This window comes from Polyangium spumosum, from assembly GCF_009649845.1.
GTDB classification, from domain to species: Bacteria; Myxococcota_A; Polyangia; order Polyangiales; family Polyangiaceae; genus Polyangium; species Polyangium spumosum.
Genome location: NZ_WJIE01000004.1, coordinates 345,210 through 359,055 on the forward strand (window position 1 = coordinate 345,210; position 13,846 = coordinate 359,055).

Sequence of the window (13,846 nt, forward strand, 5' to 3'; positions counted from 1 at the left end):
CCCTCGAGAGGACCGCGGCGCCTCGACGCTCCCAGGGCACGTTTGGGGCGCCCTTCGAGCTTGTGATCGCTCAGCTACGACGGCGACGTCGTGCGAGCGCCGTCCCGGCCGCGAGCGCGACCAGGAGCGGCAGGCCCGGGGGCGCGTCGTTCCCGGGCTGCGCGGCGCAGAAGCCGTTGCCGCTGAGGATGGTCCCGTCCGCGTCGTCGTCGGCCGGATCGAGCGGATCACCCTCGCCCGTATCGACCACGCCGTTCTTGTTCTTGTCCTCCTCGCCGTCCTTGAGCCCGCCGCCGTCCGTGTCCGGGTTCAGCGGATCGGTCTTCGTGGCGCCCTTGTCCGCGTCGGAGATGCACGTCTCCTTGGTCAGGTCCGTGTCCCCGTTCGTGCACTCGAGGCCGAGCTCGGTGCCGTCGAAGAGGCCGTCGTTGTCGCTGTCCGGGTCGAGCGCGTTGATGATGCCGTCGCCGTCCGTGTCCTCGCCGGGGCTCGGCTCCTGACCGTCGGGCACGCCGTCGTCGTCCGAGTCCGCGTCGTTCGGGTCGGTGCCGAGCTCGCCCTCCTCTTCGTCGGTGAGACCGTCGCTGTCGGAGTCCATGGGCGGCACGACGTTGTCGTCGGTCGGATCGTTCGGATCACGCTCGTTCGGATCGACCACGCCGTCCTTGTCCGTGTCCTCGTCGCCGTCGCTCACGCCGCCGTCGTCGGTGTCGGGATCCACCGGCGAGGTCGTCGTCGCGCCGTTGTCGCCGTCGGGGACGCAGTTGTTCGCCGCCGGGCTCGTGGCCGGATTCGAGCAGTCCTTGCCCATCTCCGTGCCGTCCTTGAGCCCGTCGCCGTCGCTGTCCGGATCGAGCGCGTTGATGGTGCCGTCGCCGTCGGTGTCGTCCGTCGGGTTCGGCTCCTCGCCGTCGATCACGCCGTCGTCGTCCGAGTCCGCGTCGTTCGGATCGGTCCCGATCGTGTTCTCGTAGTCGTCCGTCAGCCCGTCGCCGTCCGTGTCCGGCTTCGTGTTGTCGTCGGCGGGGTTGTTCGGATCGAGCTCGCCCTCGTCCACGGCGCCGTTGCGGTTCTCGTCCTCGGAGCCGTCGATGACGCCTCCGTCGTCCGTGTCCGCGTCGAGCGGCGAGGTCGTCGTGCTCGGATCCGCGTCGGCGATGCAGTTGCCCGCCATCGCGTTCGTGGCCGGGTTCGAGCAGTCCTTGCCGCTCTCGGTGCCGTCGAACAGGCCGTCGTTGTCGCTGTCGGGATCGAGCCCGTTGATGAGCCCGTCGCCGTCGGTGTCCGCGCTCGGGTTCGGCTCCTCGCCGTCGAGCAGGCCGTCGTCGTCCGAGTCCGCGTCGTTCGGGTCGGTGCCGATCTGCTCCTCGAGATCGTCGCTCAGCCCGTCGCCGTCGGTGTCGGTCGGCGGGGTCGCGTCGTCGCTCGGCTCGTTCGGATCACGCTCGCCCTCGTCCACGGCGCCGTTGAGGTTCGTGTCCTCGTCGCCGTCGGAGACGCCGCCGTTGTCGGTGTCGGCGTCGAGCGGGTCCGTCGTGGTGTTCGGATCGGCGTCGGCGCGGCAGCTCTGCGCGTCCGGATCCGTCGCCGGGCTCGAGCAGTCCTTGCCCATCTCCGTGCCGTCGAAGAGGCCGTCGTCGTCGCTGTCCGGATCGAGCGCGTTGATGAGGCCGTCGCCGTCCGTGTCGACGTTCGGCGAGGGCTCCTCGCCGTCGGGCACGCCGTCGTCGTCCGAGTCCGCGTCGTTCGGGTCCGTGCCGTACTGCGTCTCGACGTCGTCCGGGATGCCGTCGCCGTCGGAGTCCTGGCAGCCCATGTCGGTCGTGCCATCGCAGTCGTTGTCGATGCCGTCGCCGCAGACTTCGACGCCGGGCGTGCCGGGGGTCGCGTCGCACGCGGTGTTGCCCATCGCGTCGCACGCGAAGACGCCCGTCGCCATGCAGGCGCCGACGCCCACGGAGCAGGCCGTGCCGACGTCGAAGCCCTCGTCGGTCTCGCCGTCGCAGTCGTCGTCGACGTTGTTGCAGGTCTCCGTGCCCGGCTCGCCGGGGAACGCGTCGCAGGCCGACGTGCTGCCGTCGACGCAGACGAACGTGCCCACGCTCATGCAAGCGCCGACGCCCGCGGAGCACGCCATGCCGACGTTGAAGCCGTCGTCGATCGTGCCGTTGCAGTCGTTGTCGATGCCGTCGCAGATATCCATGCCGGAGGGCACGCAGGTGCACGTGTTCGTCGCGACGTCGCAGGTCGGCGTGGCGCCGCCGCAGGTCGCGTCGGTCACGCACTCGACGCAGGTGTTCGGCGTCCCGGCCACGTTGCAGACCGGCGTGGGCGCCATGCAGTTCGCGTCGGACTCGCACTGATCGATGACGATCGGCGTGGGCGGCTCGCCGCTCGTGGGACCGTTGCCGTCGGTCGGCGTGTCCTCGGCGGGCGCGCCTTGCTGGCCCGCGGCCGTGATCGTCGCCTGGTTGTTGATCGTGCCCGAGGCGTCCTGGTTCACGGTGACGCGGAACCTGACGGTCGTCGTCTCGCCTTCGAGCATCGTGCCGCCGACCGCGCCGGTCGCGCCCGTGCCGAGGCGGATGATCACCGCGTTCGTGCCCGCGTCGAACTCGCCCTGATCGTCGGCGAGGTCGTCGGTCTTCATGCCGACGTTCTCCCCCGAGAGGACCTCGATCGAGCCCGGCACGTACGACACGCCCATCGGGATCGGGTCGGTCAGCACGGTGTTGATCGCCGTGTCGTTGCCCGTGTTCGTCACGACGATCGTGTACTCGACCTCGTCACCCGGCAGGAGCGCGCCGCCGTTCACGTCGACGGCCGACTTCTCCGACGTGGAGAAGTCGGGCTTGAACGTGGGGATCGAGGTCACGAAGCCGGCGAGCCAGTACTGGTCGCCCGTGCTCGTCGCCGAGATCGGCGCGGACGTCTGGCCCGCCGTGAGCTGATCCGTGACGTCCACGATGTCCATGTCCATGCCCGCGAAGCTGCCGGCGGTGCCGTCGAGCTGGGGCAGGTCGCCCACCACGGTCACGGCGCTCCCGAGGTCCGTCCGCGTGCGGTTGAAGAAGTTGTCCGCGGGGTTCAGCGCGTTCGTGAGCTGCACGCCGCCGAAGGAGAACTGATCTCCCGAGACCGTCGTGTCGCCCTCGAACGCGACGACGCCGAGCCTCGCGTCCGCGAACGCCGGCGGGACGAGGAAACCCGAGAGCGTCACGTTCTGCGGGTTGGCGCTGGCGACGAGGTCGAACCCGTCGAAGACGGTGAGGTTGCGCGGCGGATCGGAGGCGCGCTCGTAGAGCACGACCATCCACCAGCCGGCGAACGTCGTCTCGTCGTTCACCCCCTGGCCGACCGGGTTCTCGACGTCCACGCCCGAGACGCGGTACGCGCCGGACCCTTGCGCCTGTACGATCGCCGTGATGTCGGCGACGCTCTGGTAGGCGTTGTTCTGCGTCGTCGTGTAGCTCTGGGTCGCCGTCAGATCCTGGGTGAAGCCGCCCGGCCTGTCGAGCGTGGCCGTGGTGTCGGCGCCCGCGGAGCTGCGCGTCGCGCCCCAGTAGAGGTAGGCGTGCGTGACCGTCGCGCCCGCGGGGATGTTGAGGATCGCCGTGCTGCGCGCGTTGGCGACCGTGATCCCGGTGCTCGCCTCGGCCTGCCCGGCCATCGGCGAATCGGAGCGCCACAGGATGTCGATGCCGCTGTCGGTCGCGTTGTTGCCGCAGGCCCCGACCGTGCCCACCACGGGCGCGGGCGGCGGGTTGCCCCCGATGAGCTGGCAGTCGTAACCGAGCGTGTTCCCGATGAGGAGGAAGTCGCCCTTCTGATCGACCTGCACGCGCACGTTCTGCGCGGCGGACGCGTCGCGGGCGCAGATCCCGAGCGCTGTCACGCTCGCGAGGCCCGCCAAAAGCAAGTGTCTTCTCATGACCAATACCTCTGTCGAATGGGTGGCGCGGCCTTCAGGGCCTCACACCACGCGGATCTCCGCGCGCACCTCGCGGCGCGAGCGGAGGCGTTGCAGACCGGCCGCGGAGGCCCTCGCGAGCCTCCGGACCGTTCCCGTTACGGGGCGCCCGCGTCAGCGGGCGCCCCGCTCCTCGATCACTTCTTGGTGGGAGCCGGCGCCTTGGTGGGCGCGGGAGCCTTCGGCGCGGGAGCCTTCGGCGCGGGGGCCTTCGGCGCGGGAGCCTTCGGCGCAGCGCCCTTCGGCGCGGCGGGCGGCGGCGGCGGCGGCGCGGCGTTCTCGAACTTCTTGATCGAGCCGTCCTTCATCTTCTTCTCGAGGATGACGAACTGGACGCGGCGGTTCGCCTGGCGGCCCTCCTCCGTCGCGTTGTCGGCGGCGGGTCGATCCGGGCCGTAGCCCTGCGTCGACAGGCGATCCGCGCTCACGCCACGCTTGGCGAGCGCGGCCTTCACCGCGTCGGCGCGCGCCTTCGACAGCTTCGTGTTGAGCAGCTTCGAGCCGCGGCTGTCGGTGTGGCCCTGGACCTCGACCTTGAGGAGCTCCGGGTGCTCGTTGAGCACGCCCGCGACCTCGTCGAGAAGCTGATCGCTGACCTTGCGGATCGTCGCGCGGGCCGTGTCGAACTGCACCTGCTGCAGGATGATGACCTCGGTCTCCGTGACGCGGACGGCCTTCGGGCAGCCGTTCTGCTTCGGATCCGGATCCGCCGCGCCCTTCTCGTTCGGGCAGGCGTCCTTGTCGTCGCGGATCTTGTCGCCGTCGGTGTCGCCGGGGCAGCCGTTCGTCGCCGGGTCGCTCGTCTTGAGGCCGGGGATGTCCGGGCACGCGTCCTGCGCGTCGTAGACGCCGTCGTTGTCCTTGTCGGGCGGGCAGCCGTTCTTCTTCGGATCCGGATCGGCCACGCCGGGCACGTCGACGCAGGCGTCCTGCGCGTCGATGATGCCGTCCTTGTCCTTGTCGGGCGGGCAGCCGTTCTTCGCGGGATCCGCGTCGGCCACGCCGGGCACGTCGACGCAGGCGTCCTTGTCGTCGTAGATCCCGTCGTTGTCGCTGTCGGGCGGGCAGCCGTTCTTCTTCGGATCGTCGTTCGCCACGCCCTTGAGATCCGGGCAGGCGTCCTGCACGTCGATGATGGTGTCGTCGTCACGATCCGACGGACAGCCGTTCTTCTTCGGGTCGGAGTGCTTGACGCCCTTCACGTCGACGCAGGCGTCCGCCTTGTCCGGGATGCCGTCCTGATCGGTGTCCTTCGACTTCCACTTCGGCGTGTACGCGAGGGAGCCGACGACGCGCACGTCCGGCGTACCGATGCCCGAGGAGAGGCCGGGGCCGGCGGCGATGCCCGCCTCGAAGTTCTCCGCGAAGCGATACTTCGCGCCGACGAGCGCCTCGGCATTGAGGCTCTGCCGCGTCGTCTCGCGCATCGAGGCGACGACGTTGAACTCGGGGCCGATCTGGAAGTTGCGCTCCTCGCCGAGCAGGAAGCCGATACCGCCGCCCGCGACGAACGTCGTGCCGAGCAGCGTGTTGTCGTAGTAGTTCTGATCCGGCCGGATCTCCGGGCCGATCGCGGCCGAGTACACGAACCGGTCGTGCTTGCCGCCGACGATCACCTGCGGCAGGCCGCGCACGGCGCCGTCCGTGACGAACGTTCCCGTGCCCGTCGGCACCCACAGGTAGCCGCCGATCGCGAGCTGGAACAGATCGTCGTAGTCGCCGAGCACCTTCAGGCGCAGGCCGAGGCGCAGGTCGCCGAAATCCGCGCCGCTCGGCGAGCTGATGCCGAGGGTGTTCGCCGGGTTCTCGCCGCTCTGGAACAGCGCCACGGGGACGTCGACGTTGACGAGCAGCCGCTCGAAGAGCGCGAACGAGCCGTTGAGGTGCAAGAAGAGCTGGTTGCTCACGACCGAGCCGAGCGACTCGTCGTCGCTCCGGCGGCGGATCACGAGGGGGTTGTGCGCGTAGTCGACGATGAGCGCCGCGTGCGGCGTGAGCTCGCCGTTCACGAAGGGTGACTGGACGCCGAAGAGCCGATCGCCGGCCGCGGAGGGGTAGAACCGGTTGATGGCGAGATCGTCCGCGCTTGCCGGCGCGGCGATGCCCGCGATCGACCCCAGCGCCGCCGCGCAGAGCAGCCACCTATATCCCTTGGAAGTTCGCATCGCGTGATTGACCTCTCGAATTTTCGTGTCGGAGTCCGCCAAAGGGAAGGCTCGACGCAAGACGTCGCCCTGGAGTGACCCGATGGTCCGCCGCGCGTGTGAGTGGACGGCGGCAGCGGACAATGGAGCTACCTATACACGGACTGTGCCGGAGACGGACCACAAACGATCAGCGCAAATCTCGTTCTCCGCCCGTTTCCAGTGAGGCGCGTCGGCCTCAACTCGGGGCCTCAACTGAGGCCTCCGGTCCTCGGAGCTCCCACACATCCTCGCGCAACGATCCGAAACCAATCGTGTTTTGAATGGATCGCCCCCGTTTGGCCCGACCACCGGGGGGCCGGCCGCGCCACACCCGATCCACCGGATCGTTGACAGCGGAATCGGTCCGGCCACGATGCACTCCGTGCTCCTCCCGCTCCTCCGCGCGCCTGCTGCGGCCGTTCTCCTCGGCGCCCTCGCCACCGCCCCCTTTCAATGCGCGCGGGATCCCGACCCCGAGAAGGCCATGGAGGAGCCGGCCGAGGACGCGCTCTACGAGCTCGCCGAGCAGTTCCGGGAGAAGGGCGACAAGGAAGCCCGCATCACCACGCTGCGATTCCTCGTGACCCGCTACCCCTCGAGCCGCTTCGCGGAGCGGGCCCGGCGGGAGCTCGCGGAGCTGGGCATCGCCTCGCCCTGACGCTGCCGGCCTCCGATGACGACGCTTCGAGGCCCTTGCGCTTCCCACGAGCGCCGCGCAGGAGGGCTGCCCGTAAGCGCGAGGACCACGGGGAGTCGCTGCCGTTCTCCGGCAGGACGCCGGGGAGTCGCTGCCGCTCTCCGGCAGGACCTCGGGGCGTTGCTGCCGGGGACGGGCAGGGGGCGAGGGAGCTCGACGCCCTTTCAGGGCGAAACGTGCTAAGCGCAGCCGACCATGTCAGGCCGCGAATCCTCCCCGAAAAACCTCTTCAAGACCGTTCGGCCCGAGCTCGATTTCCCGAGGGACGAGGCCGAGATCCTCGCGTTCTGGAAGAGGGAGGGCATCTTCCAGAAGACGCTCTCGGCGGAGACGCGCGCCACGGGGCCTTCGAAGGGCACGTTCGTCTTCTACGAGGGGCCGCCCACGGCGAACGGCATGCCGCACAACGGCCACGTGCTCACGCGCGCCGTGAAGGACGTCTTCCCGCGCTACAAGACGATGCGCGGCTACGACGTGCCCCGCAAGGCCGGCTGGGACACGCACGGCCTGCCCGTCGAGGTCGAGGTCGAGAAAGAGCTCCGGATCCACGGCAAGGCCGACATCGAAAAGTACGGCGTCGAGCCCTTCGTCGCGCGCTGCATCGAGAGCGTGTTCCGTTACACGGACGCGTGGGAGAAGCTGACGGACAAGATCGGCTTCTGGGTCGACCTGCCCGACGCGTACGTCACCTACCACCGGAGCTACGTGGAGAGCGTGTGGTGGGCGCTCGCGAAGCTCTACGAGAAGGGCCTGCTCTACCAGGGGCACAAGGTCGTCTGGTGGTGGGCGCAAGGCGGGACGGCGCTCTCCAGCGCCGAGGTCGGTCAGGGCTACAAGACCGTCGACGACCCGAGCGTCTTCGTGGCGTTCCCGCTCGTCGACGAGCCCGGCACGGCGCTCTGCGTCTGGACGACGACGCCGTGGACCTTGCCGTCGAACATGTATGCGGCGGTGCGCGCGGACTTCGATTACGTCGTCGTCGACGCGGGTGATCGTAAGCTCATCGTCGCGGCGGGCCTGCGCGAGGCGCTCGCGAAGAAGCTCGGCAAGGACCTGCCGGTTCTTTCGACCACCAAGGGATCGGCGCTCGTCGGCAAGAAGTACGTGCCGCCGTTTGATCTCTACGCGGCGGAGGCGAAGGCGTACGAGGCCGTGCATGCGGTCGTCGCGGCGGACTTCGTCACGCTCGACGCCGGCACGGGCATCGTCCACATCGCGCCTGCGTTCGGCGAGGACGACTACGGCGCGCATCGGCAGCTCCTCGCGGCGGGCAAGACGCGGAAGGACCCGTTCTGCGCCGTGAAGCCCGACGGCACGTTCGTCGACGAGATGGGCAAGTATGCCGGCCGCTGGGTCAAGGACAGCGACAAGGATCTGCAGAAGGACCTCGCGCAGTCCGGCAAGCTCGTGTTTGCCGAGCTCTACCGCCACGAGTACCCGTTCTGCTGGCGCGCCGACGACGATCCCTTGATCCAGTACGCCCGCCCGGCCTGGTACATCCGCACGACCGCGCTCATCCATAAAGCGATCGAGAACAACCAGACGGTCAACTGGTTGCCCGAGCACATCAAGACCGGCCGGTTCGGCGACTTCCTCGCGAACAACGTCGACTGGGCGCTCTCGCGCGAGCGGTACTGGGGCACGCCGCTGCCGATCTGGGTGAACGACCAGACGGGCGCGATGGAGGCCATCGACTCGGTGACGACGCTACGCGCGAAGGCGGGCAACAACGTGGCCGAGGTCGAGGCGGAGCTGAAAAACGCGCACCCGAAGACGGCCGAGCACCTGCTCGTGCACAAGCCCTGGATCGACAAGATCACCTACCAGAAGCCCGGCGAGCCCGGCACGTACCGGCGCGTCTCCGAGGTCATCGACTGCTGGTTCGACTCGGGCGCGATGCCCTTCGCGCAGTGGGGTTTTCCGCACGCAGAGGGCTCGAAGGAGAAGTTCGACCGCGCCTTCCCGGCCGACTTCATCAGCGAGGCGATCGATCAGACGCGCGGCTGGTTCTACTCGCTGCTCATGATCTCGACGCTCGTCTTCGACGAGCAGACGCAGAAGTCGCTCGGCCTGTCGCGGATCCGGAGCTACCCGCACCCGTACCAGACCTGCGTGGTGCTCGGTCACGTCGGCGATCGCGAGGGCAAGAAGGAGAGCAAGTCGAAGGGCAACTACACGCCGCCCGAGGTGATCCTCGACCGCGTCCGCATGGAGTTCGCCGTGTCGACCGGCGAAAAGGCACACATCGGCGTGGTGCCCGAGGGCGTCGGTTACATCGCGCGCGAGGACTACGAGGGGCTCGATCTCTCGGGCGAGAGCGCGAAGGTGAAGCTCTACCGAGGTGATCGGCCCGGCGACGTGATGACGCTCGAGCTGCGTCCGGCGACGGGCAAGCTCAGGTTGCCGCGGCGTATCCTCGCGCTCTCCGGCGCGGATCTCGCGAAGCTCGGGCTCGTCCCCGGTGAGAACCCGCTCGACGTGAAGCCAAACGAGGTGTTCCGCCAGCCGCAGGAGGCGCGCGCGTACATCGAAGACCCGAGCGCGCCCGCGCCCGGCGCCGACGCGTTCCGCTGGTTCTTCTACGCGTCCTCGCCTCCGTGGACGAACACGCGCCACTCGCTGACGAACGTGCGCGCGACGCAGAAGGAATACGCGATCAAGATCCGCAACGTCTGGTCGTTCTTCTCGATCTACGCGAACATCGACGGCTTCGATCCGGCCCGCGGAAACGGAGACGCGAAGGGCGTCACGCCCGCGGATCTCGCGAAGAGCGAGGGGTACCGGCCGGCGCGCGAGCGCAGCCTGCTCGATCGGTGGTTGCTCTCCGAGCTCGCCCTCACGACCCGCGAGGTCACGCAGCACCTCGACGACTACCGGCTGTACGAGGCGGCGCAGCGGCTCGTCGACTTCGTGGACGCGCTCTCGAACTGGTACGTGCGCAGGAGCCGCGCGCGTTACTGGTCACCCGCGGAGAACGTCGCGGCCGTGGCCCTCGCCGACAAACGCGACGCGTATTTCACGCTGTACGAGGCGCTCGTCGTGATCGCGCACCTCACCGCGCCGTTCACGCCCTTCCTCGCCGAGGAGCTCTACCAGGCGCTCGTCCGTGGCCCCTGGAAGACGTCGCAGCCCGAGAGCGTGCACCTCGCGCGTTTCCCCGAGCCCGACCTCGCCGCGATCGACGAGGGCCTCGCCGCGGAGATGCGCGCCGTGCGCGAGCTCGTGAGCCTCGGCCTCCAGGTCCGCACCCTGAACAAGCTGAAGGTCCGCCAGCCCCTCGCGCGCGCCGACGTCATCGTCTCGAACCAGGCCATGCGCCGCGCGATCGCAGAGCACGCGGCCCTCATCGCAGAGGAGCTCAACGTCAAGGAGGTCCGCTTCCTCGAGCCGGGGCAGGAGGGCGAGGCCGTTCGTTACGTGCTCAAACCGAACTTCCGCGCGCTCGGACCGAAGCTCGGCAAGAAGGTGCAGCTCGCCAAGCAGGTCCTCGCGAAGGCGAACGCCGCCGAGCTGCGCACCGAGCTCGTCACGCGCGGCGCGATCGAGCTCGAGCTCGACGGCGAGAAGGTCTCGCTCGGCCCCGAGGAGATCGAGGTCGTCGTCGAGGCCGGCAAGGACTTCGCCGCGGCCGGCGGCAAGGCCGGCGTCGTCGTCCTCCACGCCGCGCTCACCGACGCGCTGCGTGACGAGGGCCTCGCCCGCGAGATCCTCTCGCGCGTGCAAGGCCTGCGCAAGGACCTCTCCCTCGGCTTCACCGATCGCATCACGCTCGCCGTCGAAGGCAGCGAGCGCGTCCTGCGCGTCACGCGCGCGGCCCAGGACGACATCACCCGCGAGGCGCTCGTGCGTTCGTTCGAGATCGGCAGCTCGACCGTGGCGGGCGAGCGGCGCGAGCTCAACGTGGACGGCGAAGCGCTCGTCCTGACGATCACGCGGGCCTGAGGCATGCCGCCGGGGTCTCCACCCCGGTCCCCGACTGGTCAACGATGGGGCTACGCTCGGCAAGCCGAGCTACGCCCCGCGTGTCGGCCCATCACGCCTTCGTTTCGGGCAAATAACGCGCGCGGTTCTTCTCGAACTCGTCCTGCGCATCGGCGAAATCGTCGCTGCGCCCGATGTCGAGCCAGTGCCCGTGGAACGGGTGCGTCTGGATCGGCACGCGCGCCGCGAGCAGCGCGTGCATGAGCTGATCGAAGCCGAACGGCACCCCCGGCGGCACGTACCGCAAGAGCGTCTCCCGGCTCATCGCGTAGATGCCCATGCTCACCCAGAACGAGTAGGACGGTTTTTCTCGGAACCCCGTCACGCTCCCCGCGGCGTCGAGCTCGAGCACGCCGAGATCGATCTTCGTCGCGCGCTCGAACACGCAGACCGTCAGCGCCGCGTTCGCCTCGGCGCTCGTCCTCGCGAGCTCGCCGAAATCGAGGTCGCAGAGGATGTCGCCGTTCATCACGAGGAACCGCTCGGGGAGCTGCTCGGCCATCGCGCGCAGCGGCCCGATCGTGCCGAGCGGCTGCTCCTCGCGCCGATACGAAAGTTTGACCCCATAACGATCGCCGTCGCCGAGCACGGCCTCGATCAGGGCGGCCTGGTGCCCCGTGCAGAGCGTCACGTCTCGCACGCCGTGAAACGCGAGCTGGCGGAGGAGGATCTCCACGATGGTCTGCTCGCCGATCGGCATGAGCGGCTTCGGGATGAGCGCCGTGTAGGGCTTGAGACGGCTGCCTTTGCCGCCGGCGAGGACGATGGCCTTCATCGCCGGCGAAGGTACCACGCGTGCCGGATCACTGACGCGGAGGCACGACCTCTCCCTTGGGATCGGCCGTGAGGCACCCCTCGTCGAGCCCGAGCTGGCAGGCCTTCGTGAACAGCGCGAGCGCGCGGTCCGGGTCCTTGCGCACGCCGTGGCCGCGATCGTAGAGCCGGCCGAGCTCGAGGCAGGCCTCGGCGTTGCCGCGCTCGCAGACGCGCGTGAAGAGCGTCGCGGCGAAGACCGGATCGAGGCCGACGACGCGCCCCTCGAGGTAGGCCTTGCCCGCGGCGACGCAGCCCCGGTTCGCGCCCGCGTCGCACGCCTTGCGGTAGAGCGTGACCTCCTCGGCCGGATCGTCCTGGAGCGTGCCGTCGTGGTAGAGGTCGCCGAGCTTGATGCAGCCACGCGCGCTGCCGCTCGTGCAAGCGCCGCGGAAGAGCTCGACGGCCCGCGGCGGGTCGGTCCGAACGACCTCGCCGCCGCGCAGGTACATCACCCCGAGCGTGACGCAGTCCTCGACGATCCCGTCGTCGCAGCCGTTCGTGCAGCCCACGAGGTCGTCCTCGGCGCACGGCAGGCGCAGCTTGGGCGGCGCGGGTTCGGCCGTGACGGGCGCTGGCGCGGGCTCGATCGCGCCCATGTCCTCGGAGGTGGCGTCCTCGCTCGGAGGCGCCTTGGGCGCGGGCGCGGGGCCGCAGGCGACGAGCGTGATCGTCCCCAGCGTCAAGAACGCGGCGCCATGCTGGAAGGGGCGCATCCGTGAAGGATGACACACGGCCCGCGCGCGCCGGTGGTTTTCCTCGTTCGGCACGTCCCGGGCGTCCCTCGCCTTTTCAGCGGTCTTTTGGCCTCGGCGAGGACGGTGTAGGAAGGGGACATGGCGCCGATTTCCTTGCGGTCCTCGCACACGCTCGATGAACCGAAGCTCGAGGCCCTCGTCGAGCTCATGTACCTCGCCGCTTACGCGGACGGCGAGTTCGGCGCGGAGGAGAAGCGCCACTTCGCGCGGAGCGTGCAGTCGCTGACGGACCGCAAGGTGACGCCGGATCAACTCGAGCAGCTCATCACGCGGCTCGACGCGGCGCGCAGGGCCTCGGGCACGGCGGCGCTGCTCGCGGGCGCGCGCACGACGCTCGGCAGCCCCGCGGCTTGCCGCGTCGCCTTGAGCCTCGCGATCGGCGTGATCGCGGCCGACGGCACGATCACGACCTCCGAGCGCGCGATGATCCACGAGATCGGCGCGGCGCTCGGCCTCGACCGTGGTGGGACCGAGGAGATGCTCCGTGAAGCGGAAGGCGGATGACGCCGCGCGCCGCCCTGGGCGCCTTCGGCGCTGAAGAGGCCCGGGGCGGCCTGATTCTTGTTAAATTGAAGGCGCGTGAACTGGGCGAATCAAACCGGCTCGCATCTGATCCCGTTCCCGGTCCCCGGGACGACGTTGACGTCCACGCGCGGCACCTACGTCGTCGGGGCCCTCATCGGGGATGGCCAGTACGGATCGGTGTACGAGTGCATCGGGCCCTTCGATCAGCGGTACGCGCTGAAGATGCTTCGCCCGGCGAACAAGTCCTACCAGGCGGTGAAGGACGAGTGGGCGCAGGAGCTACGGCGCCTCGAGCAGTTCCGCCATCCGAACATCGTCTACATCCACGACGCGTTCGAGAACAACTACCTCTTCTACCTCGCGCTCGAGCGATGTGACACGAGCCTGCGCGCGCTGCTCGGCCGTCCCTTCTCGGACCTCCTGCTCGTGGAGCTCTGCCGGCAGCTCCTGATGACGCTGCAGTACCTGCACGACAGCGGCGTCGTGCACTCCGACCTCCACGCGGGCAACGTGCTCATCTCGCAGCTCGACCGATCGCCGATCGTCAAGCTGACCGACTTCGGCGTGGCGCATCAGCTCCAGGGCAGCACGCGCTGGTTCCGCCCGCAGGTGGCGAACCCGAAGATCCTCACGCCGGAGCTCGTCACCGCCGGATACACGACGACGCAGAGCGACCTCTATCAGTTCGGCCTGCTCATGTACCAGATGCACACGGGCCAGCCTGCGATCGACGTGGACGTCGCCTACCCGGAGATCACGCGGCAGATCTCCGAGGGCGCGCCGCGCAAGAAGGCCGAGGCCCTCGGCACGCCCGTCGGCAACGTGATCGCCAAGCTGCTGCGCCGTCGCGACGCCTATCGTTACCAATCCGCGCGGGAAGTCTGGGAGGATCTGCGCCAGGTCACCTGGCGCTAGG

General features: G+C 69.3%; 8 protein-coding genes. 4 read left to right on the forward strand and 4 right to left on the reverse strand.

What is annotated here, in order from left to right; all coding sequences use genetic code 11:
• Positions 1–70 precede the first annotated feature (70 nt).
• Together GF068_RS15285 and GF068_RS15290 are read right to left on the reverse strand one after the other, a co-directional pair.
• Complete coding sequence (locus tag GF068_RS15285) at positions 71–3,931, reverse strand: isopeptide-forming domain-containing fimbrial protein (RefSeq protein WP_153820129.1); 3,861 nt, start codon at positions 3,929–3,931, stop codon at positions 71–73.
• A gap of 176 nt (positions 3,932–4,107) precedes the next feature.
• Positions 4,108–6,135, reverse strand: coding sequence for an OmpA family protein (locus GF068_RS15290; RefSeq protein ID WP_206079480.1), 2,028 nt, complete (start codon positions 6,133–6,135; stop codon positions 4,108–4,110).
• A 394-nt stretch (positions 6,136–6,529) separates the two neighbouring features.
• Here GF068_RS15290 and GF068_RS15295 point away from each other — a divergent pair, with 394 nt between their 5' ends.
• Positions 6,530–6,814, forward strand: a complete 285-nt coding sequence (locus GF068_RS15295) for a tetratricopeptide repeat protein (RefSeq protein ID WP_153820130.1) — start codon at positions 6,530–6,532, stop codon at positions 6,812–6,814.
• Positions 6,815–7,048: 234 nt separating this feature from the next.
• Positions 7,049–10,795: an isoleucine--tRNA ligase gene (ileS, locus tag GF068_RS15300; protein ID WP_153820131.1), complete on the forward strand. Its 3,747-nt coding sequence runs from the start codon at positions 7,049–7,051 to the stop codon at positions 10,793–10,795.
• Positions 10,796–10,886: 91 nt separating this feature from the next.
• On the opposite strand, the gene GF068_RS15305 is transcribed toward ileS, so the two are convergent.
• Positions 10,887–11,609: a nucleotidyltransferase family protein gene (locus tag GF068_RS15305; protein ID WP_153820132.1), complete on the reverse strand. Its 723-nt coding sequence runs from the start codon at positions 11,607–11,609 to the stop codon at positions 10,887–10,889.
• A 28-nt stretch (positions 11,610–11,637) separates the two neighbouring features.
• Complete coding sequence (locus GF068_RS15310) at positions 11,638–12,363, reverse strand: tetratricopeptide repeat protein (RefSeq protein ID WP_153820133.1); 726 nt, start codon at positions 12,361–12,363, stop codon at positions 11,638–11,640.
• Between the two features lie 120 nt (positions 12,364–12,483).
• On the opposite strand from GF068_RS15310, the gene GF068_RS15315 reads away from it, so the two are divergent.
• Positions 12,484–12,909, forward strand: a complete 426-nt coding sequence (locus GF068_RS15315) for a tellurite resistance TerB family protein (protein ID WP_153820134.1) — start codon at positions 12,484–12,486, stop codon at positions 12,907–12,909.
• A gap of 75 nt (positions 12,910–12,984) precedes the next feature.
• Positions 12,985–13,845, forward strand: a complete 861-nt coding sequence (locus GF068_RS15320) for a serine/threonine protein kinase (protein WP_338046399.1) — start codon at positions 12,985–12,987, stop codon at positions 13,843–13,845.
• Position 13,846 lies beyond the last annotated feature (1 nt).

What these genes read in the sequence shown, in the direction of transcription:
- GF068_RS15285 (WP_153820129.1), bottom strand. Translation starts at nt 3,931, where the DNA reads ATGAGAAGACACTTGCTTTTGGCGGGCCTCGCGAGCGTGACAGCGCTC.
- GF068_RS15290 (WP_206079480.1), bottom strand. Translation starts at nt 6,135, where the DNA reads ATGCGAACTTCCAAGGGATATAGGTGGCTGCTCTGCGCGGCGGCGCTG.
- GF068_RS15295 (WP_153820130.1), top strand. Translation starts at nt 6,530, where the DNA reads ATGCACTCCGTGCTCCTCCCGCTCCTCCGCGCGCCTGCTGCGGCCGTT.
- ileS (WP_153820131.1), top strand. Translation starts at nt 7,049, where the DNA reads ATGTCAGGCCGCGAATCCTCCCCGAAAAACCTCTTCAAGACCGTTCGG.
- GF068_RS15305 (WP_153820132.1), bottom strand. Translation starts at nt 11,609, where the DNA reads ATGAAGGCCATCGTCCTCGCCGGCGGCAAAGGCAGCCGTCTCAAGCCC.
- GF068_RS15310 (WP_153820133.1), bottom strand. Translation starts at nt 12,363, where the DNA reads ATGCGCCCCTTCCAGCATGGCGCCGCGTTCTTGACGCTGGGGACGATC.
- GF068_RS15315 (WP_153820134.1), top strand. Translation starts at nt 12,484, where the DNA reads ATGGCGCCGATTTCCTTGCGGTCCTCGCACACGCTCGATGAACCGAAG.